The 26,063-nt window shown below is 65.6% G+C and carries 26 protein-coding genes; 15 read left to right on the top strand and 11 right to left on the bottom strand.

Going from position 1 to position 26,063, the window contains the following annotated elements; genetic code table 11:
- Positions 1-71: 71 nt before the first annotated feature.
- The gene (locus tag B6S44_RS18550) at positions 72-1,013 is read left to right on the top strand and encodes an ABC transporter permease (RefSeq protein WP_129158353.1); all 942 of its coding nucleotides are present in this window, start codon (positions 72-74) and stop codon (positions 1,011-1,013) included.
- Between the two features lie 41 nt (positions 1,014-1,054).
- Positions 1,055-1,897: an ABC transporter permease gene (locus tag B6S44_RS18545; RefSeq protein WP_465246131.1), complete on the top strand. Its 843-nt coding sequence runs from the start codon at positions 1,055-1,057 to the stop codon at positions 1,895-1,897.
- A gap of 255 nt (positions 1,898-2,152) precedes the next feature.
- Here the strand turns inward: B6S44_RS18545 and B6S44_RS18540 are convergent, their stop codons facing one another.
- Entirely contained in the window at positions 2,153-2,452 is a 300-nt protein-coding gene (locus B6S44_RS18540; RefSeq protein ID WP_129158352.1) for an antibiotic biosynthesis monooxygenase family protein, read from the bottom strand.
- Positions 2,453-2,630: 178 nt separating this feature from the next.
- On the opposite strand from B6S44_RS18540, the gene B6S44_RS18535 reads away from it, so the two are divergent.
- From B6S44_RS18535 to B6S44_RS18515, 5 genes are all read left to right on the top strand, one after another.
- A complete protein-coding gene (locus B6S44_RS18535; protein WP_129158351.1) occupies positions 2,631-3,563 on the top strand; it encodes an N-carbamoyl-D-amino-acid hydrolase in 933 nt (310 codons plus the stop codon).
- A 104-nt stretch (positions 3,564-3,667) separates the two neighbouring features.
- Positions 3,668-4,834: an amidohydrolase/deacetylase family metallohydrolase gene (locus B6S44_RS18530; RefSeq protein WP_129158350.1), complete on the top strand. Its 1,167-nt coding sequence runs from the start codon at positions 3,668-3,670 to the stop codon at positions 4,832-4,834.
- Between the two features lie 129 nt (positions 4,835-4,963).
- Positions 4,964-5,488 carry a GNAT family N-acetyltransferase gene (locus B6S44_RS18525; RefSeq protein WP_206735189.1) on the top strand — a complete coding sequence of 175 codons (525 nt, stop codon included), beginning with the start codon at positions 4,964-4,966 and terminating at the stop codon, positions 5,486-5,488.
- On the top strand, positions 5,485-5,943 hold the full coding sequence (locus tag B6S44_RS18520; RefSeq protein ID WP_129158349.1) for a RidA family protein: 459 nt from the start codon (positions 5,485-5,487) through the stop codon (positions 5,941-5,943). The genes B6S44_RS18525 and B6S44_RS18520 overlap by 4 nt, the downstream gene beginning before the upstream one ends.
- Complete coding sequence (locus B6S44_RS18515; RefSeq protein ID WP_129158348.1) at positions 5,940-7,019, top strand: alanine racemase; 1,080 nt, start codon at positions 5,940-5,942, stop codon at positions 7,017-7,019. Before B6S44_RS18520 ends, B6S44_RS18515 begins: the two co-directional genes overlap by 4 nt.
- Positions 7,020-7,140: 121 nt before the next feature.
- Here B6S44_RS18515 and B6S44_RS18510 read toward each other — a convergent pair whose 3' ends face one another.
- The gene (locus B6S44_RS18510) at positions 7,141-7,806 is read right to left on the bottom strand and encodes a GntR family transcriptional regulator (protein ID WP_129158347.1); all 666 of its coding nucleotides are present in this window, start codon (positions 7,804-7,806) and stop codon (positions 7,141-7,143) included.
- 85 nt (positions 7,807-7,891) lie between these two features.
- Between B6S44_RS18510 and B6S44_RS18505 the strand changes: the two genes are divergently transcribed.
- From B6S44_RS18505 to B6S44_RS18490, 4 genes are all read left to right on the top strand, one after another.
- The gene (locus B6S44_RS18505; protein ID WP_129158346.1) at positions 7,892-8,521 is read left to right on the top strand and encodes a TRAP transporter small permease; all 630 of its coding nucleotides are present in this window, start codon (positions 7,892-7,894) and stop codon (positions 8,519-8,521) included.
- Positions 8,521-9,789, top strand: coding sequence for a TRAP transporter large permease (locus tag B6S44_RS18500; RefSeq protein ID WP_129158345.1), 1,269 nt, complete (start codon positions 8,521-8,523; stop codon positions 9,787-9,789). The genes B6S44_RS18505 and B6S44_RS18500 overlap by 1 nt, the downstream gene beginning before the upstream one ends.
- Positions 9,790-9,822: 33 nt before the next feature.
- Positions 9,823-10,812: a TRAP transporter substrate-binding protein gene (locus B6S44_RS18495; RefSeq protein WP_129158344.1), complete on the top strand. Its 990-nt coding sequence runs from the start codon at positions 9,823-9,825 to the stop codon at positions 10,810-10,812.
- A gap of 70 nt (positions 10,813-10,882) precedes the next feature.
- A complete protein-coding gene (locus tag B6S44_RS18490) occupies positions 10,883-11,839 on the top strand; it encodes a dihydrodipicolinate synthase family protein (protein WP_129158343.1) in 957 nt (318 codons plus the stop codon).
- A 6-nt stretch (positions 11,840-11,845) separates the two neighbouring features.
- Here the strand turns inward: B6S44_RS18490 and B6S44_RS18485 are convergent, their stop codons facing one another.
- From B6S44_RS18485 to B6S44_RS18465, 5 genes are all read right to left on the bottom strand, one after another.
- Positions 11,846-12,571: a DUF1028 domain-containing protein gene (locus tag B6S44_RS18485; RefSeq protein ID WP_129158342.1), complete on the bottom strand. Its 726-nt coding sequence runs from the start codon at positions 12,569-12,571 to the stop codon at positions 11,846-11,848.
- Positions 12,572-12,706: 135 nt separating this feature from the next.
- Entirely contained in the window at positions 12,707-14,509 is a 1,803-nt protein-coding gene (locus tag B6S44_RS18480) for a gamma-glutamyltransferase family protein (RefSeq protein ID WP_129158341.1), read from the bottom strand.
- A 22-nt stretch (positions 14,510-14,531) separates the two neighbouring features.
- Complete coding sequence (locus tag B6S44_RS18475; protein WP_129158340.1) at positions 14,532-15,401, bottom strand: ABC transporter permease; 870 nt, start codon at positions 15,399-15,401, stop codon at positions 14,532-14,534.
- Positions 15,401-16,345: an ABC transporter permease gene (locus B6S44_RS18470; protein WP_129158339.1), complete on the bottom strand. Its 945-nt coding sequence runs from the start codon at positions 16,343-16,345 to the stop codon at positions 15,401-15,403. Before B6S44_RS18470 ends, B6S44_RS18475 begins: the two co-directional genes overlap by 1 nt.
- 70 nt (positions 16,346-16,415) lie before the next feature.
- Positions 16,416-17,921: an ABC transporter substrate-binding protein gene (locus B6S44_RS18465; protein WP_129158338.1), complete on the bottom strand. Its 1,506-nt coding sequence runs from the start codon at positions 17,919-17,921 to the stop codon at positions 16,416-16,418.
- 355 nt (positions 17,922-18,276) lie between these two features.
- Between B6S44_RS18465 and otnK the strand changes: the two genes are divergently transcribed.
- From otnK to B6S44_RS18450, 3 genes are all read left to right on the top strand, one after another.
- Positions 18,277-19,542: a 3-oxo-tetronate kinase gene (otnK, locus tag B6S44_RS18460; RefSeq protein ID WP_129158337.1), complete on the top strand. Its 1,266-nt coding sequence runs from the start codon at positions 18,277-18,279 to the stop codon at positions 19,540-19,542.
- 84 nt (positions 19,543-19,626) lie between these two features.
- The gene (locus B6S44_RS18455) at positions 19,627-20,955 is read left to right on the top strand and encodes a malonyl-CoA decarboxylase (protein ID WP_129158336.1); all 1,329 of its coding nucleotides are present in this window, start codon (positions 19,627-19,629) and stop codon (positions 20,953-20,955) included.
- 38 nt (positions 20,956-20,993) lie between these two features.
- The gene (locus tag B6S44_RS18450) at positions 20,994-22,523 is read left to right on the top strand and encodes a malonate--CoA ligase (protein WP_129158335.1); all 1,530 of its coding nucleotides are present in this window, start codon (positions 20,994-20,996) and stop codon (positions 22,521-22,523) included.
- Positions 22,524-22,635: 112 nt separating this feature from the next.
- Here B6S44_RS18450 and B6S44_RS18445 read toward each other — a convergent pair whose 3' ends face one another.
- Both B6S44_RS18445 and B6S44_RS18440 read right to left on the bottom strand, forming a co-directional pair.
- Positions 22,636-23,400: an MBL fold metallo-hydrolase gene (locus B6S44_RS18445; RefSeq protein ID WP_129158334.1), complete on the bottom strand. Its 765-nt coding sequence runs from the start codon at positions 23,398-23,400 to the stop codon at positions 22,636-22,638.
- Positions 23,401-23,636: 236 nt separating this feature from the next.
- The gene (locus tag B6S44_RS18440) at positions 23,637-24,191 is read right to left on the bottom strand and encodes an NADPH-dependent FMN reductase (protein ID WP_129158333.1); all 555 of its coding nucleotides are present in this window, start codon (positions 24,189-24,191) and stop codon (positions 23,637-23,639) included.
- Positions 24,192-24,265: 74 nt separating this feature from the next.
- Here B6S44_RS18440 and soxR point away from each other — a divergent pair, with 74 nt between their 5' ends.
- A complete protein-coding gene (gene soxR, locus B6S44_RS18435; protein WP_129158332.1) occupies positions 24,266-24,727 on the top strand; it encodes a redox-sensitive transcriptional activator SoxR in 462 nt (153 codons plus the stop codon).
- Between the two features lie 12 nt (positions 24,728-24,739).
- On the opposite strand, the gene B6S44_RS18430 is transcribed toward soxR, so the two are convergent.
- Both B6S44_RS18430 and B6S44_RS18425 read right to left on the bottom strand, forming a co-directional pair.
- The gene (locus tag B6S44_RS18430) at positions 24,740-25,495 is read right to left on the bottom strand and encodes a hypothetical protein (protein ID WP_129158331.1); all 756 of its coding nucleotides are present in this window, start codon (positions 25,493-25,495) and stop codon (positions 24,740-24,742) included.
- A complete protein-coding gene (locus B6S44_RS18425) occupies positions 25,488-26,024 on the bottom strand; it encodes a hypothetical protein (RefSeq protein ID WP_129158330.1) in 537 nt (178 codons plus the stop codon). The genes B6S44_RS18430 and B6S44_RS18425 overlap by 8 nt, the downstream gene beginning before the upstream one ends.
- Positions 26,025-26,063 lie beyond the last annotated feature (39 nt).

Below are 26,063 nucleotides of genomic sequence, written 5' to 3'. Positions count from 1 at the left end.
CACGCCCGCCGGACCCATCGGGATCGCGATCCTGATCGGCCCGGCGCCAGCAGCGGCAACTCAGGGTTTCGATGCTCGCATTCATCATCAGACGCATCATCACGACGATCCCCGTCATGGCTTTCGTGGCGCTGTTCGTCTTCTCGCTTCTCTATATCGCGCCGGGCGATCCGGCGGCCGTGATCGCCGGTGACCAGGCCTCGCCGGCCGATGTCGAGCGCATCCGCCAGAGTCTCGGGCTCGACCGGCCCTATCTCGTCCGCTTCGGCGAGTGGTTCTTCCGGGTGCTGCAGGGCGATCTCGGCACCTCGATCTTCACTTCGCTGCCGGTGACCCAATTGATCGCCCAGCGCATCGAGCCGACATTGTCGCTGATGGTGCTGACGCTGATCCTCGCGGTTTCGATCGCCGTGCCGCTCGGCGTCATCGCGGCCTGGAAGGCCGGAACCTGGGTCGATCGCGCGGTCGTCGGCTTCGCGGTTTTCGGCTTCTCGGTCCCGGTCTTCGTGATCGGATACCTGCTCGCCTATGTCTTCGCGCTCAAGCTCGACTGGGTGCCGGTGCAGGGCTACACGCCGATCGCGCAGGGCATCTGGCCCTGGTTCAAGAACCTGATCCTGCCATCGATCACGCTGGGGACGGTCTATATCGCGCTGATCGCGCGCATCACCCGCGCGACCATGCTCGAGGTGCTGCAGCAGGACTATGTTCGCACCGCCCAGGCCAAGGGCGTCAGCAACCGTGACGTGCTCTTCCTGCATTCGCTGAAGAACGCGGCGGTGCCGGTCGTCACCATCATCGGCATCGGCGTCGCGCTGCTGATCGGTGGCGCCGTCGTCACCGAGAGCGTCTTCGCCATTCCGGGGCTGGGCCGGCTGACGCTCGATGCGATCCTGCGCCGCGACTATCCGGTCATCCAGGGCGTCGTGCTGATCTTCTCGTTCGTCTACGTGCTGGTGAACCTGGCCGTCGACCTGATCTACACCCTCGTCGATCCGAGGATACGCTATTGACCGCTCCAGCTGCACCACTGTCCCTGGCGGACGAAGCCGGCGTGGACGCCAAGCCGCGCAAGCGCTCCTATCTGCGCAAGCATCCATCGGTCGCCATCGGCGGCTTCCTCCTGCTGCTGATGATCTTCATCGCGGTGTTCGCGCCCTTGCTCTTCACGGTCGATCCGACGGCGATCGCGACCTCCAGGCGCACGCGTGTGCCGTCGGAGCTGTACTGGTTCGGCACCGACATGCTCGGCCGCGACATCTACTCGCGTGTCGTCTATGGCGCGCGCGTCTCGCTGATCGTCGGCTTCTCGGTCGCCATCCTGGCGTCGGTCATCGGTCTGGCGATCGGGCTCTTTTCCGGCTTCGTGCGCTGGGCCGACGGCATCGTCATGCGCGTCATCGACGGCATGATGTCGATCCCGCCGATCCTGCTCGCCATCGCATTGATGGCGCTGACGCGCGGCTCGGTCGGCAACGTCATCCTCGCGATCACCGTCGCCGAGATTCCGCGTGTGGCGCGCCTGGTGCGCAGCGTCGTCCTGTCGCTGCGCGAGCAGCCCTATGTCGAGGCGGCGATCTCGAATGGCGCCCGCGTGCCACGCATCATCATCAAGCACATCCTGCCCAATACGATCGCGCCGATGACGGTGCAGGCGACCTATATCTGCGCCAGCGCCATGATCATCGAGGCGATCCTGTCCTTCATCGGCGCCGGCGTGCCGCCGGCGACGCCGTCCTGGGGCAACATCATGGCTGAGGGCAGGGCGCTCTGGCAGGTTAGGCCGCACATCGTCTTCTTCCCGGCCCTGTTCCTGTCGATCACCGTGCTCGCCGTGAACCTGCTCGGCGACGGCCTGCGCGACTCGCTGGATCCGCGACTGGCCAAAAGCATCTGAGGGCGGTTCGGCGTCATGTGCTGCCAAGGACGGAAGAACCCCTCCCCCTTGTGGGGAGGGGCAGGGGTGGGGGTCGCAAAGCCGGAACGATCGGCAGACGCTCATTGTGCTGCCGCTGCTGCCAGCGCTTTTCTCCTGCCGGTCACCAAGTGGCACCACCCCCATCCCCAGCCCTTCCCCACAAGGGGGAAGGGAGGAGCCCGGGCGATCAGCCTTGAGCAAAGAGACTGTGATGTTGCTGGCAGCCAGGAGGCGCTAGGCGCGAAGATCGACCACGACGTCTCCGGACACCGCGTCGGTGACGCCGAGACTGCCACCGAGGTCCTCGAGCGTATCGCGGAAGCTATTGAGCGTCGCGATCATCTGGTCGCGGGCACCCTTCAGCGCGGCGAGGTCGGCCCATTCGCCGATCAGGCAATAGGAATGGTCGCCGGTCTTGATGATGTGCCCCTTCGCGAGGCCCGGCCAACTGGCCTTGCCGCCGCGATGGGCATCGAGGAACTCCGCCTCCCGGCCGGGCTTGATGCGGAAGCGGACGACGTTGAACGTGGTCATGGCTTTGGTCCGAAACGCGATGCTGCCTCGGCAGCCGCGGCCGGCGGTTCCGGACGAGCCCAGAGGGAACGCCCGACGGTATTGTGGCGACCCCGTCCCCGCAATGGCGCACAAGAGTACCGATCTACGCTTCTGGCGAGATCTCCCGGTAGCGCATGAGCACTGTAGGAGCCTTCCGATGCCTCGCATTCTGACCGTCGGCGCAGCCCAGCTCGGGCCGATCCAGCGCGAGGAGAGCCGTAGCTCGGCGGTGGCGCGCATGATTGAATTGATGCGCCTGGCGAAGTCGAATGGCTGCGATCTCGTCGTCTATCCGGAAGCCGCGCTGACCGCCTTCTTCCCGCATTGGTGGATGGAGGACGAGGCTGAGATCGACAGTTATTTCGAGAGCGCCATGCCTTCGAACGAGACCGCGCCGCTCTTCGCTGAAGCCGAGCGGCTCGGGATTGGCTTCCATCTCGGCTATACGGAGCTCGCCCATGAAGACGGCCGCAAGCGCCGCTTCAACACCGCGATCCTGGTCGATAAATCAGGCCAGATCGTCGGCAAGTATCGCAAGATTCATCTGCCCGGCCATCCCGAGCACCGCCCGGACGCTCTCTTCCAGAATCTCGAAAAGCGCTATTTCGAGACCGGCAATCTCGGCTGGCCGGTCTGGGAAACCATGGGCGGCCGGCTCGGCATGATGATCTGCAATGACCGGCGCTGGCCCGAGAGCTACCGGGTCATGGGCCTGCAGGGTGTCGAGATGGTCCTGCTCGGCTACAACACGCCCAAGCACAACCCGCCCGCACCGGCCCACGACCGGCTCGGCAATTTCCACAACCAGCTCGTCATGCAGGCCGGCGCCTACCAGAACGCGACCTGGGTCGTGGGCGTCGCCAAGGCGGGCCTGGAGGCCGGCGTCGACCAGATCGGCGGCTCCTGCATCATTGCCCCGACCGGCGAGGTGGTGGCGCAGGCGGTGACGGAAGGTGACGAACTCGTCGTCGCGCGCTGCGATCTCGACCTCGGCAACAGCTACAGGAACTCGACCTTCAACTTCGCCAAGCACCGCGAGCCGCAGCATTACGGCATGATCGTCGAGCGCAAGGGCGCGGTGGTCGCGTGATTTCGAGCCCTTTTCAGCCGTCATTCCGGACAAGCGGCGAAGCCGCGCGGCGTCGGAATGACAGCGCTCTGTTCTGATGTCGAGAAGACTTCGCAGGAGCTGTCATGACTCACGATCTCATCCTCAAGGGCGGGCGGGTAATCGACCCGTCGCAGAAGCATGACGGCGTCATCGACGTCGCTTTCACCGATGGGAAGGTTTCGGGCTTCGGCAAGGATCTGAAGGGGGCCAAGGAGACCCGCGACGTCTCCGGCTACATCGTCACGCCCGGCCTGATCGACCTGCACACCCATGTCTACTGGGGCGGCACCTCACTCGGCATCGACGCCGACGAGTTCTGCCGCGCCTCCGGCGTCACCACTTCTGTCGACACCGGCTCGGCCGGCCCCGGCAACTGGCCGGGCTTCCGCAAGCATGTGATCGAGAAGAGCCAGGCGCGCATCCTCGCTTATCTCCATGTCTCGCATGCCGGCATCTACGGTTTCGACCACCGCGTCATGGTCGGCGAGAGCGGCGATCTTCGGTTGATGAACCCGATCGACTGCGTCGAGGTCGCCGACAAGAACCGCGACCTGATCGTCGGCATCAAGGTCCGCGTCGGCCTGCATGCCTCGGGCACCTCCGGGACCGTGCCGCTCAACATCGCGCTGCAGGTCGCCAACGAGGTCGGCATGCCGCTGATGTGCCATATCGACCATCCGCCGCCGTCCTATGAGGAAGTGATCGGCATGCTGCGGCCGGGCGACGTGCTGACCCATGCCTTCCGTCCCTTCCCGAACGCGCCTGCGACCGCGCAGGGCACGGTCAAGCCCGAGGTGCTGGCCGCCCGCAAGCGCGGCGTCATCTTCGACATTGGCCATGGCAAGGGCTCGTTCTCGTTCAAGACGACGCGCGCCATGCTCGCCAACGGCTTCGAGCCGGACGTGATCTCCTCCGACGTGCACAAGCTCTGCATCGACGGCCCGGCCTATGACCAGGTCACCACCATGTCGAAGTTCCTCTGCATGGGCATGAGCCTGAACAATGTCGTCGCCGCCTCGACCGTGAACGCCGCCACGGCGCTGAAGCGGATGGAATACGGCTCGCTCAAGGTCGGCTCGCTCGGCGACGCGACGGTGCTCACCATCAAGGAAGGCAAGTTCGACTATGTCGACGTCGTCGGCGAGCACCTGACCGGAGACAGGAAGATCGTCTCCGAAGGCGTCGTGCTGAAGGGCGCCTGGTGGCACCCCAAGCGCAGCAACAAGTTCAGGAAAGTCGAGGCGGCGTAAGGCACAGGCGTCATTCTCGGACGAAGCGAAGCGCAGACCCGAGAATCTTGGGACCAGAGGGCGCCAATTGGAGCCTTCTCCGGCCTGAGATGCTCGGGGCAAGCCCGAGCATGACGTGTAGTCGTTCTGATGATCACATACCCACTCTCCTGGCGCGCCATGGCCGCCGCTGACCTGCCCGCCGTCATGGCGGTCGCGGCCGTGGTGCATCCTGGCTACCCGGAAAGCGAGGCGGTCTTCGCCGAGCGGCTAGCGCTGCATCCGGCAGGCTGCCTGGTGCTGGAAAGCGGGGAGGGCGTCGGCGGCTACGTGCTGAGCCATCCCTGGCAGCTCGGTCAGGCACTGACACTCGACAGCCTGCTCGGCGCATTGCCCAAGCAGGCTGACGCCTATTACATCCACGACCTCGCTCTGCTGCCGGGCGCACGCGGCGGTGGCGCGGCCTCGACTTGCGTCGACCAGCTGTCGTCACATGCCCGCGCCTCGGGCCTTGCCCGGATGGCCCTTGTCGCTGTCGGCGATTCGGCCGGCTTCTGGCGGCGCCACGGGTTTCACGAGGCGCATGACGAAGCCCTTGCTCGCAAGCTTGCGAGCTATGACGATGCGGCCCGCTACATGGTCCGCGATTTGAAAGACGATGGGAGAAACGCATGAGTGCCGATGACAAGCTTAGGGAATTGGGGCTGACCCTGCCCGACGTCCCGACCCCGGTCGCGACCTATGTCAGCTTCAAGCGCGTCGGCGAGTTCATCTATCTCTCCGGCCAGGGCCCCAAGCGCGCCGACGGCACCTATCCGACCGGCAAGGTCGGCGCCGGCGTCTCGATCGAGGAAGCCTATGAGCACGCCAAGCAGACCGGGCTCGGCCTGCTCGCGGCGATGAAGAAGGCAGCCGGCTCGCTCGACAAGATCGAGGTCGTCAAGCTGCTCGGCATGGTCAATGCCGCGCCCGACTTCTCGCAGCACCCCAAGGTCATCAATGGCTGCTCCGACCTGTTTGTCGCCGTGCTCGGCGACAATGGCCGTCACGCCCGCTCCGCCGTCGGCATGGGCTCGCTGCCCAACAACATGACGGTCGAGATCGAAGTCATCGTCCGGGTGCTGCCGTGACGACCGCGCTCGCTGAAGAGATCGCCCGCGTCTACGGCACGCCGGCCGTCGTCATCGACCTCGACAAGGTCGAGGCCAACATCGCCCGGTTGCAGGCCGCCTGCGACGCCGCCGGCGTCGCCAACCGTCCGCACATCAAGACGCACAAATCGCCCGAGCTGGCGCGGCTCCAGGTCGCAGCCGGTGCGCGTGGAATCACCTGCCAGAAGCTCGGTGAGGCCGAGGTCATGGCCGATGGCGGCATCGACGACATCCTGATCAGCTACAACATTTTGGGCGAGGAGAAGCTGGGACGCCTTGGCGCCTTGCAGCGCCGCGTCCGGATGATCGTCGCCGCCGACAATCCCGTCACGATCGCCGGCTTGCCCAAGGCCGCCGAGATCGCCGGGCGCAATCTCGAGGTCGTGGTCGAGTGCGACACCGGCCGCAAGCGCGCCGGCGTCGAGACCCCGGGCGAGGCGGTAGAACTCGCCAGGCAGATCGCCGCGTCCAAGGGCCTGACCTTCGCCGGCTTCCTGATGTACCCACCGGAAACCGGCTGGCCGGCGACGCAGGACTTCCTCGACACCGCCAATGCCGGCCTCCGCGAGGCCGGTCTCGAAGCCGGCATCATCTCGACTGGCGGCTCGCCCAACATCCCGAACATCGGCAAGCTCAAGGGCTCGACCGAGCATCGCTCCGGCACCTCGATCTTCAACGACCGCATGCAGATCGCGGCCGGGGTGGCGGAGCTGGAGGACTGCGCGCTGACGGTGTACGCGACCGTGGTCAGCCGGGCCGGAGCGGAGCGCGGCATTCTCGATTCCGGCTCGAAGACGCTGACCAGCGACAAGGGCGGGCTCGACGGCCACGGCTATATCCTCGAATACCCCCTGGCCCGGATCGCGCAGTTCGCCGAGGAACACGGCTTCCTCGATCTTTCCGGCAGCAATGAGCGACCCAATGTCGGCGAGGTCGTGCGGGTGGTGCCGAACCATGTCTGCGTCGTCGTCAACATGGTCGACCGGCTGGTGACCGTGCGCGGCGACAAGCTCATCGGCGAATTGCCGGTGGCGGCAAGGGGTAAGCTGACCTGAAGGCCAAGCGTCATGCTCGGGCTTGACCCGAGCATCTCAGCCCGGAGAGGGCGCTGATCGGCGCCTCTCGTCATGAGATTCTCGGGTCTGCGCTTCGCTCCGCCCGAGAATGACGGCTGGGTTACGCCTTGATGCCGGCGCCCAGGAATTCGACCAGATCGCGCCGCACCAGCTCGATATGGTCGACCAGCAGGCGGCTCGCTTCCTTCAACGTCCCGGCGCGGCAGAGCCGGATCAACTCGTTGTGCTCGGTCTGTGCCCGCTCGATCGACGAGCTGCGCTGCAATTGCAGGCGGGTGTAGCGGTCGCTAGTCTGCAAGAGCCCCGCTACGATCGAAAGCGTGCGCGGCTGCGTCGCCCGGGCATAGAGCGCCATGTGAAAATCGGCGTTGAGCACGCCCCAGCGGCTGATGTCGCCGGCGGTCATCGCCTGCTCGAAGGCCGCTTCCATCCCGGCAACAGCCGCGAAATCCTCCGCCGTCAGCACCGGCACCGAGCTCACCAGCAGCCGCGGCTCCAGGAGCTTGCGCAGCTCGAACACGTCGTTGATCTCGTCGAGCGACAGCCCCGAGACGATCGCGCCCTTGTGCGGCACGATCCTGACAAAGCCTTCCGCCTCGAGCTGGAACAGCGCCTCGCGCACCGGGATGCGGCTGACCTCGAAGGCCTGCGCCAGCGCGTCCTGCCGTAGTTGCGAGCCGGCCGGATAGCTGCCGTCGAGGATCTCCTGGCGCAGGCGATCGACGATCGCCGAGGACAGGGTGCGGTGCTTCAGGGGAGGGGACATCGGTCGACCCTAGCTGATCGCGTTGAGGAAAACCATTGACACGTAGATTTTATACAATCTACAAAGCGTCAAGGGGAAGACAGGAATGAGCAATGAAGCTGTCGCGGCGCGTAGCCGCTCCATGGCCGTGCCGGAGGCGATCGTCGCTGTGTCCGGGTGCCTGCTCCGGGTCGAGCACCGCGCCCTCCAGGGACTGATGTTCCTGCTGTCGGCGCTGATCCTGCTCAATGTCGTCACGCGCTATAGCGGCCATCCGATCTACTGGATCGACGAATCCGCGGTTTACAGCGTCGTCTGGCTCACCTTCATCGGCGCCTCGGCGATGACGCGCATGCGGCTCGACTTCGCGGTGACCATGCTGACCGACCGCTTCTCCGAGCGCGGCGTCGCGATCTTTCGCGTTATCGCGACCCTTGGCGTTATCCTGTTCGGTATCGCCCTTGGGGTGATGTGCTGGCTCTGGCTCGATCCGGTCGGCATCGCGCAGGCGGGCTTCGACGCCAGGGAATACGCCGGCCAGTCCTTCAACTTCATCTACACCGAGCGGACCCAGACGCTGAACTGGCCGACTTGGGTGATCTACATGATCATGCCGCTCTTCGCGGTGTCGATGACGCTGCATGCGCTCGCCAACCTGTTCGAGGATCTAGGCCTCGTCGCGAAGCAGGAGCTGCCCGGCTTTGCCGCCGCCAATGCCGACGGGGTGGTGAACTGATGGCGATCACGATTGGAGCTTTCTTCGGCATCATGCTGGCCGGCGTGCCGATCGCGCTGTGCCTCTGCCTCGGCGCGCTGGTCTACATGGCGGCGACCGGCAACATGCAGCTCTTGCCGAATTACCCGCTGCAGATGTTCGGCGGTGTCGACAGCTACGGGCTGATCGCCATCCCGCTCTTCGTCCTGATCGGCGAGATCATGAACGGCGGCGGCATCACCCGCCGCATCGTCGATCTGGCGATGGCCTTTGTCGGCTCGCTCCGTGGCGGCTTGGCCTATGTCAACATCCTCGCCAACATGTTCGTCTCCTCGATCCTCGGCTCGGCTACGGCCCAGGTCGCGATCATGGCGCAGGTCATGGTCCCCGAGATGGAGCGCAAGGGCTATGATAAGAATTTCGCCGCGGGCCTGACCGCCTATGGCGGCATGCTCGGGCCGATCATCCCGCCCTCGGTGATGTTCGTCGTCTATGCGGTGCTGGCCCAGGTCTCGGTCAGCGACATGCTGATCACCGGCATCGTGCCCGGCATCCTGCTGACGATCCTGTTCTTCCTCGTCATTGCGGCGATGGGGTTCGTCTACAATTATCCGGCCGGCGAGAAACAGACCCTGCGCGAGCGCGCCATGATCGTGCTCGGCGCCGCGCCGACCCTGCTGATCCCGATCGTCATCGTCGGCTCGATCCTCGGCGGCCTCGCCAATGCGACGGAAGCTGCGGCCGTCGGCTGGGTCGCAGCGGCCTTGATCGGCCGCTACTGGACCAAGGAATTCAGCTTCAAGCAGCTGCCGCAGATGATGCTGCGCGCGGGCGTCTATTCGGCGATCGTGCTCTTCCTGGTCGCGGCTGCCGCCGTGTTCTCCTGGGTGCTGGTCTACGGCAAGGTCCCGCAGGCCGTCGCCGCCTCGATCCAGGCGATCGCCAAGGATCCCGTGACCTTCATGCTGCTGGTCAACGTCATCCTGCTGATCATCGGCACGGTGATCGACGGCATTCCCGGCCTGATCATGACGGTGCCGATCCTGCTGCCGATCGCGACCGAGGTCTACGGTATCGACCCCCGCCATTTCGGCGTCGTCGTGGTGGTCAACCTCGTGCTCGGCCTGCTCTCGCCGCCGGTGGGCCTGTGCTTCTTCGTCGCCGCCGCAGTGACGGGAGCCAAGCCGGGCAAGATGTTCCTGGTGACGCTGCCCTTCTTCATCATCTCCTGCGTCCTCCTGGTCCTGCTCTCGATCTACCCATGGCTGTCGCTGGTCCTGGTGAAGTGAGTTCGTTCGTCAACCAATAAGGGGAGTTCCGTCATGACCATTTCACGCCGTCATCTGATCGCTGCCGCTGCCACCCTGCCGATCGCCAAGCCGGCGCTGCTGCTCGCCCAGAGCAAGGAGCTGCGCCTCGGCATCCTGACCCCGAACGGCCACCCCTGGAACGTCGCGGCGGTCAAGGTCGGCGAGCGCCTGAAGGCCGAGACCAATGGCCGGCTGAACCTCACCGTCTTCCACTCCGGCCAGCTCGGCAACGAGGCGGCGATGCTGCAGCAGATGCAGTCCGGCGCGCTCGACATGGGCTGGATCATGGCTGCCGAGCTGGGCTCGCGCGTGCCGGCGATCGGCGCGATCACCGCGCCCTATATCGTCGACTCGACCGCCAAGATCGCCAAGCTGGTGCGCGATCCCGTCGCGATGGGGCTGTTCGAGGTGCTGCCGCGCGAGACCGGCTGCGTCGGCCTGGCCTGGGGCATCACCGGCATGCGCGCCGTCTTCGCTGCCAAGGAGATCGACGGCGTCGCCGGCCTCAAGGGCATGAAGCTGCGCATCAACCCGACGCCGGTCTATCGCGACTTCTACCAGCTCCTCGGCGCCGCCCCGACCCCGATCCCGACCCCGCAGGTCTTCGACGCCATGACCAATGGCCAGGTCGACGGGCTCGAGGCCGATCTGGAGTTCTCGTGGAACCAGCGCTTCGACAAGGTCTCGAAGACCATCCTGCAGATGAACGCGATCTTCATGCCGGTGATCGCGCTCGCCTCGGGCCGGGTCTGGCAGGGCATGCCGGCGGCCGATCGCGAGCTGATCCAGAAGACCGTGCGCGCCGCGCTTGACGAGCAGATCGACGCGCTCGCCGTCAACGAACCCAAGCTCGTCGAGCAGTTCAAGGCGGCTGGCGCCAACTTCAAGCTCGCCAATCCCAAGGACGCCGAAGCGGTCGTCGCCGAGTTCGACAAGATCTGGCTGCCCAAGGCGCCGGTGCTCGCCGATCTGCGCAAGGCCGGCAAGTCGATCTCGGCCTGATCTCAGGTTACCATCATGGCTGCGGGCGATAGGCCCGCAGCCGCCTTCCTCCCGCGAGCGGACCCCTGCCATGACCAAGAACATCTTCAGCGGTACGATTCCCGCCCTGATGAGCCCCTGCACCGCTTCGGGCGATGTCGATTACGCCGAGTTGGTGCGCACCGGCCGCCACCTGATCGACGCCGGCATGTCGGCGGTCGTCTATTGCGGCTCGATGGGCGATTGGCCGCTGCTGACCGACGAGCAGCGCATGGAAGGCGTTGAGGCGCTGGTGAAGGGCGGCATCCCGCTGATCGTCGGCACCGGCGCACAAAATCCGAAGCGCGCTGCCGCGCTTGCCGCCCACGCCAAGAAGGCAGGGGCGCAAGGGTTGATGGTCATCCCGCGCGTGCTCTCGCGCGGTTCCTCGCTGCAGGCCCAGCGCGCCCATTTCGAGGGCATCCTGGAAGCGGCGGTCGATCTGCCGTCGGTGATCTACAACAGCCCCTATTACGGCTACGAGACCAAGGCCGACCTCTTCTTTTCGCTGCATGAGCGCTATCCGCATCTCGTCGGCTTCAAGGAATTCGGCGGCGGGGCGGCGCTGACCTATGCGGCCGAGCACATCACCAACCGCGATCCCAAGCTGACCCTGATGGTTGGCGTCGATACGCAGGTCACGCACGGCTTCATCCGCTGCGGCGCCAGGGGCGCGATCACCGGCATCGGCAATGCCCTGCCCAAGGAGGTGCTGCACCTCGTCGCGCTCTCGCAGAAGGCCGCCGCCGGCGACCCGCAGGCCGAGCGCGATGCGCTCGAACTGGAGCGGGCGCTCTATGTGCTCTCCTCCTTCGACGAGGGCGTCGACCTCGTGCTCTATTACAAGCACTTGATGGTGCTGGAGGGGCACAAGGCCTACGAGCGCCACTTCAACGAGGCCGACAGGCTCTCCGACGCCCAGCGCAACTACGTCGAAAGCGAATGGCGCCGCTTCAAGAGCTGGTACGCCAAGTGGGCAGCGGAAGGCCGGGCGGCGAAGGCGGCGTGATGCCGGTCACTCCGGGTGCCGCGCATTCCACGCCGCGGCGTACTCACTGCACAGCCGATCGAGCTCGGCCCGGTCGGTGACGCCGGCCGGCCGCGCCCGTGACGGCGAGGCCTGCTGGAACGGCACGGAGCGCTGATGCGCCACGCGCCAGATCCGGCGCAGCTCCACGAGCGGCTCGGCATGGTCGTCGACCCGGACATCAAAGCTCGGCACCGGCTCGCCCGCCCAGATCCTGATCGCGCAGGACTGCCGGCCGCGCTTGTCGCCGCCGGCCTTCTCGCCGGCTTCGAGCGCGACAAGCAGGCGCTCGTCGAAGTCGAGGCCCGAGTTCTCGACATAGGCCTTCAGGGTTTCCTGGACGACCTCCGGCCCGGCCAGCATGTTGCCGGCGACCGAGACCTGCGGGCCGTCGACTGCCCCGCACCAGTCGATGCAGGCATTGCCGGTGTAGGAGGCGGTGCGGCCATCGCGGTCGATCAGGTGCAACTGCCGGTGCGCCCGGCCTTCATCGGCTGCCGTCAGGTTGGCGATGATCTCGACCGACGACCGGCCTTCCTGCAGCAGCTTGAGGCCATCGACGCCATAGAGCGGATTGACGAAGGCCTGCGTCGCGATCGCGCCGACCCGGCCGCCGCCATAGGGCACGCGCGCGCCAACGGCGAAGGCACAGGTCGAGACGGCGACGCCAAAGGCGCCGGTCGCGGCGTCGCGCGCGACGATGGACCAGGTCATGAGCGATTCCTCAGAGCCGGATGATTTCGGATGGAATCGCAAGGCGATTCCATCCGAAATCTGAATCCGTCTCTTATCCAAGAGTTAGAGCAGGATCGATGCGAAAAACCGGTTTCCACTTTTTCGCATCCTGCTCTAGCGGCCGGCGGCGTAGGCCTGCATCAGACGTGGCGTCGCCGCGGCGCGCAAGAGGCCGTCGGCGCTCTTCTCGGCCGCGGTGAGCCGCCCGACTGTCCAGGCCGGCGCCGTCTCCAGTTTGTGGCCGCGTCGCACGAGATCGGCCAGAACCGTCTCGCCGACGCTCTCCTCGACCGTGAGATGGCCCGGCCGCGCCTCGCGCGGATAGAAGGTCGAGGGGAAATGCTGGGTATGGAACAGCGGCAGGTCGATCGCCTCCTGCAAATTGAGCCCGTGATGCACCCGGCGCAGGAACATGCCGAGCTGCCATTGCTCCTGCTGGTCGCCGCCGGGGGTGCCGAAGGCGAGGCGCGGCTGCCCGTTCTCGAAGGCGATGGTCGGGGTCAGCGTCGTGCGCGGGCGCTTGCCCGGCGCGAGCGAAGAGGGCAGGCCCTCTTCGAGGAAGAAGGCCTGGGCGCGCGAGTTCAGCGGGAAGCCGAGCTCCGGGATCACCGGCGAGGATTGCAGCCAGCCGCCCGAGGGCGTCGCCGCGACCATGTTGCCCCAGCGGTCGATCACGTCGATATGGACGGTGTCGCCGCGCTGCGAGGAGGCGACCATCGAGGCCAGCGTCGGCTCGCCGACGGTTGCGCTGGTCGCAGCGCCATGCTGGCCGGCGATCCGGATATTGGCGAGCGCCTGCGCGACCTGGGCTTCGAAGCCCGGAACCACACCCGGGCGGATTTCGAGCGAAGCCTCGTTGCCGATCAGCGCGCGCCGGCCGCGGGCATAGTCTTCCGACAGCAGCGTCGCCAGCGGCACCTTCACGAAATCCGGGTCGCCGTAATAGGCCTCGCGATCGGCGAAGGCGAGCTTCATCGCCTCGGCGACATGGTGGATGAACTCGGGGCTGGCCGGGCCCATCGCGGAGAGATCGAAGCCTTCGAGGATCTTCAGCGTCTGCAGGAAGACCGGGCCCTGACCCCAGGGGCCGATCTTGAACACCTCCCAGTCGTGATAGGTCACGCTCGCCGGCGCTTCGTAATGCGGCGTCCAGCCGGCCATGTCCTGCGCGGTGAGCAGGCCCTTGTGCCGGCGCCCGGTCGAATCCATCGGCGCTTCCGTGCGGCAGAAGGCGTCCATCGCCTCGGCGACGAAGCCCTTGTACCACGCGTCGTAGGCGGCCTGGATCTGCTTCTGCCGATCGCCGCCGGCGGCCTCCGCCTCGGTGAGGATGCGCTTGTAGGTCGCGGCCGCTGCCGAATTGCGGAAGAGCTCGCGGCCCTTGGGGACATTGCCGCCGGGAAGATAGACCGCGCCGGAGGTCGGCCACTCATTGCTGAAGAGGTCGGTCAGCCCCGCGATCGTGTCGGAGACGCGCGGCAGCATCGGGTGGCCGTTTTCGAAATAGCCGATCGCTGGCTCCAGCACCTCGCGCAAGGGCAGGCGGCCATGGTCGCGCAGCATCGTCATCCAGCCGCCGAAGGCGCCGGGGATGACGGTCGAGAGCAGGCCGTCGCCGGGGATGATGTCGATGCCGAGGTCCTTGTAGGCCTTGATCGTCGCTGCGGCCGGCGCCGGCCCCTGGGCGCAGAGCACTTCGACCTTCTTCGTCTCAGCCAAATAGAACACCGCCGGCATGTCGCCAGCGGGGCCGACGAGGTGCGGCTCGACCACCTGCAGCACGAAGGCGGCGGCGGCACAGGCGTCGAAGGCGTTGCCGCCCTTCTCCAGCATCGCCATGCCCGACGCGGTCGCGAGCCAATGCGTCGAGGTGACGACGCCGAAGGTGCCGAGGATCTCGGGGCGGGTGGTGAACATGGTGGTTCCTCAGATAGGCAGGTCAGGATTCTTTGGGATCGAGCGCGTCGCGCAGGCCGTCGCCGAGCAGGTTGAAGCCGAGAACCGCCAGGAAGATGGCGACGCCGGGGGCGACCGACATCCACGGCGCCTGCTCCATGAAGTTCTTGGCGACGTTCAGCATCTGGCCCCAGGACGGGGAGGGCGGCTGCTGGCCGAGACCGAGGAAGGAGAGGGCGGCTTCGAGCACGATCGCCTGCGCCATGAACAGGGTCGATTGCACGATGATCGGCGAGAGCGTGTTCGGCGCGACATGGCGGAACAGGATGTAGAGACTGCCCCCGCCGATGGAGCGGGCGCCGTCGACGAACTCCTCGTTCTTGATCGCGAGCACCTGCCCGCGGACGAGGCGGATCAGGATCGGCGCGAAGGAGAGCCCGATCGCGATCATCGCATTGGTCAGCGACGGGCCGAGCACGGCCGCGAGCGCGATCGCCAGGATCAGGAAGGGGCAGGCGAGCAGCGCTTCGGTGATGCGCGAGATCACCGCGTCGATCCAGCCGCCATACCAGCCGGCGATCAGGCCGATCGGCACGCCGACCCCCAGCGCGATCGCGACCGAGATGATGCCCGCCAGCAGCGAGGCCTGTGCGCCGAAGATCAGCCGCGAAACCTGGTCGCGCCCGAGCTCGTCGGTGCCGAACCAGTAGAGCTCGGAGGGCGGCTTGCGGATGGCGAGGAAGTTCGACTTCAGCGGGTCGGCGAGCGGCAGCAGCGGCGCCAGCAGCGCCATGGCGACGAAGACGAGCACGATCAGGCCGCCGATCCGGGCCGAGCGGCTGCGCATCAGCTTGCGGAGGGAGCCGCGGCCCTGAAGGGTCGCCCCGGTGGCGCGGACAGTCATGGCGCCCATCAGCTGTCCCTCAGGCGCGGATTGACGAGGATGTAGAGGACATCCGCGAGGAGGTTCATGATGATGAAGCCGATCGCGGTACAGAGCACCACGCCCTGGACGACGCCGTAGTCGCGGTTGAAGACCGCATCGACGATCAGCTTGCCGAAGCCGGGAATGGTGAAGACCTGCTCGGTCAAAACCGCGCCGGCAAGCAACTCGCCGAACAGGATCGTCGACAAAGTGATGATCGGCACCAGCGCATTGCGCAGCGCATGCCGGTTGATCACCGCGTCCTCGGCCAACCCCTTGGCGCGCGCCGTCCGGACATAGTCGGATTGCAGCACTTCGAGCATCGCCGAGCGGGTATGGCGCATCAGAGAGGCTGCGAGCCCGCCGCCGAGCACGAAGGCCGGCATGATCAGGCGCTCGATTGCGGCGCGCGGATCGCTGAAAATCGATTCGAAGCCCGAGGCCGGCAGCCAGCGCAATTCGACCGAGACCAGCAGGATCAGCATGATCCCGAGCCAGAAATGCGGGACCGAGAGGCCGAACAGCGCGACCGCGCTCGCCGAATAATCGGCGACTGTATCCTTGCGTCGCGCCGCGATGATACCAGCGGGGATGCCGATGCCGACGGCGATGAGCATCGAGGCGACCGCCAGCTGGAAGGTGACGCCGAGCTTCTGAATGATCAGCCCGAGCACCGGCTCGCCGGTGCGCAGCGAACGGCCGAAATCACCCTGGATCACCTGGCCGAGCCAGGCGAAGAACTGCACTACGATCGGATCGTCCATCCGGTAAATCTGACGCAGGCGCGCGATCACCTCGGGGTCGCGCTCCTCGCCGGCGATCACCAGGAACGGATCGCCCGGCAGCGCCCGCTGCAGGGCGAACACGAACAGCGACACCAGGAACAGTGTCGGGATCGCGATCACGAGGCGGCGACCGATCAGAGCGAGCATGGCTGCCGATCGCCTTGACGAGGTTGGGAGAGAGCGGGATTGCCGCGCTCGCTCCTGTCGGGCGCGCCTCTCACGACCGCTTCAGCCCCGAAAGCCTGATCATCCCGTCGGGATTGATCACGAAGCCCTGGAGGTTGGAGCGCAGCGCGAAGAAGACGGTCTGGTTGTAGAGATAGACGATCGGCAGCTCGTCCTGGAGCATCTTCTGCGCCGCGTCGTAGCGCTTCTTGCGCTCGGCGACGTCGTAGATCGTGCGGGCCTCGTCGAGCAGCTTGTCGACCTCGGCGTTGGAATACTTGCCGTCGTTCTGGTTGCCCTTGCTGGTGACGAACTGATGGATGTTGCCGTCGGGATCGATGCGGCCGGACCAGCCGATCCGGCTCATCTGGAACTTGCCCTGCTGCTGGTCGCGGAGCTGGCTGGCGAACTCGGTCGAGCGGATCTGGACGTCGATGCCCACCTCCTGCGCCATCGCCTGGATGACCTGGCCGAGCTGGGCGTCGACGGGGTTGTTGGTGACGAAGAGATCGATGCTGACCTTGGCGACCCCCGCCTCCTTCAGCAGCGCCTTGGCCTTGGCGACGTCGCGCGCCGGCACGGGGAAAGCGGCGGAGAGATACTGGTTGCCGGGATTGAAGGGCTGGATCATCGGCTCATAGAGCCCCTCGAACACGACCTGGCTCAGCACCTTGCGGTCGATGGCGAGCGACAGCGCCTGGCGCACCCGCTTGTCCTTGCCCATCGGCTGATTGGCGGCCTCACCATGGCCGGTGTTGATGGTGATGCCCTGATAGCCGAGATTGGCGGTGCTCTCGATCTTGAGGCTCTTGTCGGCCTTGGCCGACTTCACATCGGTCGGGGCCAGCCGTTCCAGCATGTCGAGCTCGCCGGCGCGCAGGTTGGCGAGGCGGACGGTGGTGTCGGGAATGGCGCGGTAGACGATCCGGTCGAACTGGTAGTTGGCTGCCTCCCAGTGCCCCTTGAACTTCTCCAGCACGATCCGGTCGTTCTGGACGCGCTCGACGAACTGATAGGGGCCGGAGCAGATCGGCTTGGCGGTGATGTCGGGACCGAGGCTCTTCGGCGACAGCATCATGCCGGCGCGGTCGGTGAGCTGGGCGAGCAGCGTCGCATCGGGGCGCTTCAGCTTGAAGACGAGCGTTGCCGGGTCGGGCGCGCTGACGCTCTCGACCGAGGCGAGTTCCGATTTGCGCAGCGAATCCGGCAGCGTCATCGCCCGCTCGAGATTGGCCTTGGCCGCCTCGGCGTTGAACATCTCGCCGTCATGGAACTTCGCGTCGCTCCGGAGCTTCATCGTCAGCGTCAGTCCGTCCGCCGAGAACGACCACTCGGTCGCGAGCCGCGGGGTGATCTTCAGCTCCGGGTCGATGTCGACGAGACGGTCGCACAGGCCCATGAAGACGATGCGGCCGACGAAGGTGCGGGCCTTGTGCGGGTCGAGCATATCGGGGTCTTCTTGCAGGCCGATCCGCAAGGTCGATGGCGACTGGGCTTGGGCCGGAAGTGCGGCGAGGCCGAGCAAGGCCGCCGACGCAAGCAGAACGATATGTTTCATGCTGTTCCCCTGTTTGTTTTGCTTTGATAGTGGCCCGCTGACTGGTGCGCCCTCGCTCTTCGGCGATTCTGGCAGCCCCGCGGGTCATTGCTGACTTGGTCCCATTCGGTACCAAGTTGGCGCATTTCAAGGTGATCGTCGATAGGTTCGTCTTGCCCCTGCAGAGCGTTGTCTGAAACATTCCACGCCAGCGCGATTGGTGCAATGGATACAGTATGACGAATGCCAGTCGCCAGCACCCGCATGGCAGCGGCGCGATCGAGCTCTGTCGCCGTTCGCATCGATTCTGGTATGCAAAAATTTGCCGGACGCTGCTCGCATGCTTGTGCGGCACGCCCAACGGAAAGGTCGAACGATGCTGCTGGGTGTGATTGCCGACGACATGACGGGCGCGACCGACGTCGCCCTGATGCTGAACCGCGCCGGGATGCGCACGGTCCAGGTCATCGGCGCGCCGGCTGCCGGCGCCAAATTACCCGAGGCCAATGCCGTCGTCGTCGCGCTGAAATCGCGCACCAATCCTGTGGCTGAAGCCGTGGCGGATTCGCTCGCCGCCTGCGAGGCGCTGCTGGCCGCTGGCGCGCGGCAGATCCTGTTCAAGTATTGCTCGACCTTCGACTCGACCGCCAAGGGCAATATCGGCCCGGTCGCGGATGCGCTGATGCAGCGCCTCAATGCTCATCAGGCGATCGTCTGCCCGGCTTTCCCGGCCAATGGCCGCTCGATCTTCAACGGCTATCTCTTCGTCGGCGATGTGCCGCTGCACGAGAGCTCGATGAAAGACCACCCGCTGACGCCGATGCGGGATTCGAACCTGATGCGGCTGATGGCTGCGCAGACCGGTCACAAGGTCGGACTAGCCTCCTACGCCGCCGTCAACCAGGGCGCCGCAGCCGTGCGCAAGCGCCTGGCCGAACTGGCGGCCGACGGAGTGCGCTATGTCGTCACCGATGCGCTCGACAACGGCCATCTGATGGTGCTGGGCGAGGCCATTTCCGACCATGTCCTGCTCACCGGCGGCTCCGGCATCGCGATGGGCCTGCCGGAGAACTTCCGCAAGGCGGGCCTGCTGCCCTGGCGCGAGACCGCGACGCATCTCTCCGCACCGGTCGGCCGCGCCGGCATCATCTCGGGCAGCTGCTCGACCGCGACGCGCGGCCAGATCAAGGCAGCCCTGGCCGCCGGTGTTCCGGCGCTGAAGGTCGATCCGCTGGCGCTCGCTGGCGGACAGCAAACGGCGAAGGAACTGGCGGATTGGGCCTTGGCGCAGCCGGCCGACAAGCCCTTCCTCGTCTATTCCAGCGACGATCCGGCCGAGGTCGCCACGGTGCAGGACAAGCTCGGCCGCGACAAGGCTGGCGAGGCCGTCGAGCATGCCTTTGCCGAAGCCGCGAGGCTGCTGAACGCCGGCGGCGTCACCCGCCTGCTCGTGGCCGGTGGTGAGACCTCCGGCGCGGTCGTGCAGGGGCTTTCCATCCGCACGCTGGAGATCGGCCCTGAGATCGATCCCGGCGTGCCCTGGACCCGAGTCGTCGACGGACCGGAGATGGTGGTGGCGTTGAAGTCGGGGAATTTCGGCGCGCCCGATTTCTTCCTCAAGGCCTGGGAGCTTTTGAAGTAGCGCGATCGTGTCGCGTCGCCTCGCGTTTGCACTGCGGTAAACTCGTATAGGATAGGCAGTGCAAGCGAGGCTTTGGGGGTGCAGATGGCGTTTCTTGGCGATCTCCTGACCAGCGTCGCCGATCGCGGCCGGGCGCTGATCAATTTCGAGCGTTTCGCCTCGAATCGCCGCCGGCCGCTCGACAAGCTTTGCGAGGATCTGCTCTCGGGCCGCGGCGAGGCCTCGGGCATGGCGCTGGCGCAGGCCGTTCTCGATGATTGGGAGCGGCTCGATGAGGCCGGTCGGCTCGCCTTCTTCCGCCTGCTGCAGGAGCGCTTCGGTCCCGATCGCGAGCGGCTCGATGCGGCGCTCGAGCGTTATCGCGAGACACCCGACGCCGAGGCGATCGGCCAGCTCCACCTCGCCTCCGAGCCGCGCCGCCAGGAGCTCTTCCGCCGCCTCAACCTTGCGCCCGGTGGCACGCATGTGCTGGTGCGCATGCGCGAGAGCCTGTTCGAGGCGATGAAGCAGGAGCCGGATCTGAAGGCGGTCGATGCCGACTTCCGCCATCTCTTCGGTTCCTGGTTCAACCGCGGCTTCCTGGTGCTGCGTCGTATCGACTGGACCACGCCGGCGAATGTGCTCGAGAAGATCATCCGCTACGAGGCGGTCCACGCCATCAAGGATTGGGACGATCTGCGCCGCCGGCTCGAACCGGCCGACCGGCGTTGCTTTGCCTTCTTCCATCCGCAGCTCGTCGACGAGCCGCTGATCTTCGTCGAGGTCGCGCTGACCCGCGAAAGCCCGAGCCGCATCGTCGATGTGCTGAGGCAGGAACGCGAGGTGCTGCCGGCCTCCTCGGCCACCACGGCGGTGTTCTATTCGATCTCGAACTGCCAGGAGGGCCTGCGCGGCATCTCCTTCGGCAATTTCCTGATCAAGCAGGTCGCCGAGGATCTGAAGCGGGAGCTGCCGGGGCTCGACGTCTTCGTCACGCTCTCGCCGGTGCCGGGCTTTGCCCGCTGGCTCGGACCGGCGCTGGCCGAGCCGGTCGAGCTCGGCCTGACCAATGAGGAGGCCGCATTGCTGATGCAGGCGCCGGCCGAGGTCGTGGCGCTCGACGAGGTGACCGAAGCCCGTCGCGACAAGCTCCTCGGGCAGATGCTGGCGCATTATATGCTGCGGGCCCGGACCTCCTCCGGGCGCGTGATCGACCCGGTCGCCCGCTTCCATCTCGGCAATGGCGCACGGCTGGAGCGCATCAATGTTGGTGGAAACCTCTCCGACCGGGGGCAGCGCGAGTCCCACGGCGTGATGGTCAATTACCGCTATGAGCTCGACGACATCGAGGTCAATCACGAGGCCTTCGCCAGCCGCAACACCGTGGTCGCATCCTCCTCGGTCAAGAAGCTGCTGCGGCCGGCTAAGCACTGAACAACACACAACGGAAACGCCTGAAAGGACCCGAAATCATGGGCAATCATCTGTTCGACCTGATCAAGGCCCGCATGCCGGCGCCGGACGCGCCCTTTGCATTCCTCGATGACGGCCGGACCTATACTTACGCCGACATGGTCGCGGTCTCCGCCCGCTTCGCCAATGCGCTGGTGGCGCTCGGCGTCAAGCCGGGCGACCGCGTCGCCGTCCAGGTCGAGAAGAGCATCGAGGCGCTGATGCTCTATCTCGGCACGGTCCGTGCCGGCGCGATCTTCCTGCCGCTCAATACCGCCTATACCCCGGCCGAGATCGAATATTTCCTCGGCGACGCAGAGCCGGCCGTCTTCGTCTGTGATCCCGCCAGGGCCGAAGCGTTGAAGCCTTTCGCCGACAAGGCCGGCGCCAAGCTGGAGACGCTCGGCGTCGGCGCCGGCAGCCTGCTCGACAAGGCCAACGCCGCATCGGCCGAGTTCGTCGATGTCGCGCGCGGCGCCGACGATCTCGCCGCCATCCTCTACACCTCCGGCACGACCGGGCGCTCCAAGGGCGCCATGCTCAGCCATGACAACCTCGCCTCGAACGCGCTGGCGCTGGTCGACTATTGGCGCTTCGGCAAGAGCGACGTGCTGCTGCACGCACTGCCGATCTTCCACACCCACGGCCTCTTCGTCGCGACGAATGTCATCCTGTTCGCCGGCGCGGCGATGATCCTGCTGCCGAAATTCGATCCGGAGCAGGTTTTCAAGCATTTGCCCAAGGCGACCAGCATGATGGGCGTGCCGACCTTCTATGTCCGCCTGCTCCAGGATCAGCGCCTGTCCAAGGAAGCGGTGAAGCATATGCGCCTCTTCGTCTCCGGTTCAGCGCCGCTGCTGGCCGAGACGCATCGCGAATGGCGCGAGCGCACCGGCCACGCCATCCTCGAGCGCTACGGCATGACCGAAACCAACATGAACACCTCCAACCCCTATGACGGGGAGCGGGTGGCCGGCACGGTCGGCCTCCCGTTGCCCGGCGTGTCGGCGCGCGTCACCGATCCGGAGAGCGGCAAGGAGCTCGCTCGCGACGAGATCGGCATGATCGAGGTCAGGGGCCCGAACGTCTTCAAGGGCTATTGGCGCAATCCCGAGAAGACCAGGTCCGAGTTCAGGGCGGACGGCTTCTTCATCACCGGTGATCTCGGCAAGATCGACCCGGCCGGCTACGTCCACATTGTCGGGCGCGGCAAGGACCTGATCATCACCGGCGGCTACAACGTCTATCCCAAGGAAGTCGAGGCCGAGATCGACGAGATGCCCGGCGTGATCGAGAGCGCCGTGATCGGCTGCCCGCATCCCGATTTCGGCGAGGGCGTCACCGCCGTGGTGGTGGCGAAGGCCGGCGCCGATATCTCCGCCGCCGGCATCGCCAAGGCGCTGGAGCAGCGCCTCGCCAAGTTCAAATTGCCGAAGCAGGTCTTCATCGTCGCCGACCTGCCGCGCAACACCATGGGCAAGGTCCAGAAGAACCTGCTGCGCGACCAATACAAGGACATCTACGCCAAGCAGCTCAAGGCGGGGGAGTAGGAGCGCATCTCGTCATTGCGAGGAGCGCAGCGACGAAGCAATCCAGAGGCCGCGGAGCTCTACGTCTCCCTGGATTGCTTCGCTTCGCTCGCAATGACGGAATCGTTCCGCTTTAGGCGTGCACCGGCGCCTTCAATTCGACCGTCTCGCCATCGGCCGGGATCAGCAGCCGGTCGGAGGCGATGCTGCGGGCGTCGGCCGCCTCGCGCAGCGCCTGCCGGCTGACCGTAGCGTGGTCGAGCGCCTCCATGTGGACGGCGACGATCACCGCCTGCGGCGCCTGCTCGGCGAGGTCCAGCGTCTGCTGCGCATCCATGACGATCAGCGTGCCGTCCCAGAGCGCGCCGCAGGAATGAGTGACGATCACGTCGGGCTCGGCCTTGGCGACGGCCTCCTGCAGCGGCGGATAGAGCACGCTGTCGCCACACCAGTAGACGCATGGCTCGCCCGGCGCTTCCAGCGTCAGACCCATCACCGCGCCCATCACCTCCACCACCGGGCCGGTACCGTGCTGCGCCGGCTGTGGCTTCACCACGATCGGGCCTATGCGGACGAAATGATCGAGCGGCTCGACATTGGTGAAGCCGGCCGCCCGGATCGCCTCCTCATTGCCGGGCTGGCAAATCAGCGGGATGTCCTTCGGGATCCGCGCCTTGGCGACATCATCGAAATGGTCGGCATGCAGATGCGAGACGATGACATGGTCGACGCCGGCGAGGATCTCCTCGATCGGCTCGGGCAGGTCGACCATCGGATTCTGCGACTTGCCGGCGATCGAGCGACGGCTGAGCTTCTCGCCGAAATCAGGGTCGATCAGCAGGGTCTTGCCGGCATAGCTCAGCTTGAGCAGGGCGTTGCGCAGGAGTTTGAGCTGCATGGCGGCTCCGCAAATGGAGGGATCGGTCCATCCGATCCTTCCTGCATGCGGCCGCCGCGACCAGTTCGAATTTGTGAAGCAAACTGCATCGCGGCGTTAGGTCTCTGTGTTTTCAGGCAGATTTTCCTTCTACTGCCGTCTGAATGCTTCGTTCGTCTCCGACAGGCTGCTGACACAGGAAAATAGCCGCGACTGAGCTGCCGCTATTTTTCCGCGCCGATTTCGTCAGGCACCGCTCACGCCGCGAACTGGCCGTAGGGCACGGTGTTGCGGGCCGTCCTGAGCGCGCTCGCCCACCAGTGCAGTTGCCCGAGCATCGTCGCCATCGCCCGTTCGGCACGATCGGCATCTCGCAGGCGACCAGTCTCGTCGAACTGGTCCCAGGCATTGGCGAAGCAGACGCCGTCGCGGATCGTCGCCGCGTGCAGCTCGGCGAAGACGAGGCGCAGTTGCTCGACGGCGCGCAATCCGCCGGAAATCCCGCCATAGGAGACGAAGGCGATCGGCTTGCCGCGCCATTGTGCGCCGGTGCCGTCGATCAGCGCCTTCAGCGGGGCCGGGAAGGAGCGGTTGTACTCGGGCGTGACCACGATGAAGGCGTCGGCGCGGCCGAGCCGTTCCTTCTGCTCGGCGAGGTCATGGGCGCCGGGATCGACGCTCTCGACCGAGAACGGGCCGTCGCCTTCGATCTGCGCGATCGTCCAGCCGGCGACCTTGTCGCAGAGGCGGCCCTGGCGCGTGCTGCCGTAGACCACGGCGATCTTGATCTGGGGAATGAGCGGGCGATGCATGAGAGGCTCCGGGGGGCTGGCGATGCAGCGGAGCGACCTCTATAAGACCTCAAGTAAGGTTAAGGTCAAGCGCCATGAAGCACCCAGCCCGCAATCTCTTCGCCGATGATCTCAGCGTCGGCCAGGTCGCGAGCCGCAGCGGGATCGCGGTCTCCGCACTCCACTTCTACGAGGCCGAAGGGCTGATCCGCAGCCGCCGCAACGCCGGCAACCAGCGCCGCTACCCGCGCGAGGTGCTGCGCCGCGTCGCCATCATCAAGGTGGCGCAGCGCACCGGCATTCCGCTGAAGACGATCCGCGAGGCCTTCAAGGCGCTGCCGCAGGAGCGCACGCCGACGGCGGAAGACTGGACCCGGCTCTCCGCCGCCTGGAAGGAGGAGCTGGAGCACCGCATCGATCGGCTGACGCGCCTGCGTGACCACCTCAACGATTGCATCGGCTGCGGCTGCCTCTCGGTGAAGAGCTGCCCGCTGCACAATCCCTGGGACGAACTCGGCAAGCAGGGCGCGGGGCCGCGCCTGCTCGATCCGGATTGAGACGGGTGAGATTTATGCCGCAAGTAACTCCTCGAATTTCGCTCTTGGCGAAGTCATTTCTATAACGGAACTGGCAGCCGGCGCGATGACGCCATAGAAATCGCCGATCCCGGCTTTTGGATCAATGACGGCAATCCGGCGCGGGCTGTTGTCCAGTCGAGCGAGATCATGGAACTTCGCCGCTGCCCCGACAACCGAGTTGTAGTTTGCCGTTACGGCTTCGAATACGCTTGCGCCCGCACTGCCTTTGACGAGCGCCGCTATTTTCCAACGATGGCTTGAAGCTCCCATAACTGGCGCGTCTCGGACGATTTCGCGCGTCGGGTAGACCTCTGCAAGCTTGTCGTAGAGCCGTTCTCTGGCGTCTCGCGCATCGCGCTCAGAGGCGCGAAGCGCGCAAAGAGAGACGGCAAGCTGCGAACTGTTCGCGACAACTTCCATAGCCCCAGGAAGCCGCTCAATATCGACTTCCGCGACAAACATATCCCGCCCATCGAACCGGATGCCAGACTCGGCGGCAATCCGCTCGGCTTCTTTGGCGTAACCGCGCTGAACACCCATCATTTCGGCCTCTTGATGGCCGCCCCCCCGGTCGGACACAAAGCACCGGCCTTGCTGGAGAGTCACCTCGATCACGACCGAAGCGCCGCTTGGGTAAAGCACCGGCATCGAAACAAGAGAACCGGCGCGAAAATGCTCTGCCGAGACCATTCTTTGAATGGCGGCTTCAACGTGGGTCGATATCTTTTGGCCAATGAAATCAATCATCTGGTATCCAGAACATATCAACGTTGCGAGACGGGACTTCTATAAGGTCTATGTTATTGATTTTAAAGCATTCTCCGCAGAACGCAATGAAATCGGATAAGGTTGGAGGGTCTGGGTTAATCAACCGTGCGGCGGGCAAGCTACCAATCCTCATGCGCGCCTCACTCTCCACCCAATTGTCGGCAAAAGAGTGATGGTGGCTCACTTTCTCAAAGCGCGCGAACTCGAGCCCGGGCGGTCCCCAGCGCTTGTTCGTGTGAACGTGGAATGGTTTCCAGCAACAGCGCCATAGTTCTACCCGCTTCCGGCCAGCCGGCGCATATTCAAGCTGCATCATCGCGTCGCGGCTTACATGCTCTTTCGAGACGCGCGCTCGAAGTTCGAAGCCGCCGACACCGACACCGTCACTGACGAGCGGCGTAACGAGCTCAAAAAACCGAGGGTTCGAATCTGGATTCCAGCGAGGGCGGAACGCCAGCTGCTTTTCCCCGAAGACGAGCGCATCGATCTGATCGGGAAGGGCTGCCATGCAGCGTCGATTAGTCCATAGCGCTCGGCTGGAATCAAG

It is taken from the genome of Allobosea sp. Tri-44 (assembly GCF_004123845.1).
GTDB lineage: Bacteria > Pseudomonadota > Alphaproteobacteria > Rhizobiales > Beijerinckiaceae > Allobosea.
The sequence above is the reverse complement of the archived record's forward strand: the minus strand, read 5'-3'. Positions and strand labels throughout refer to the sequence as shown.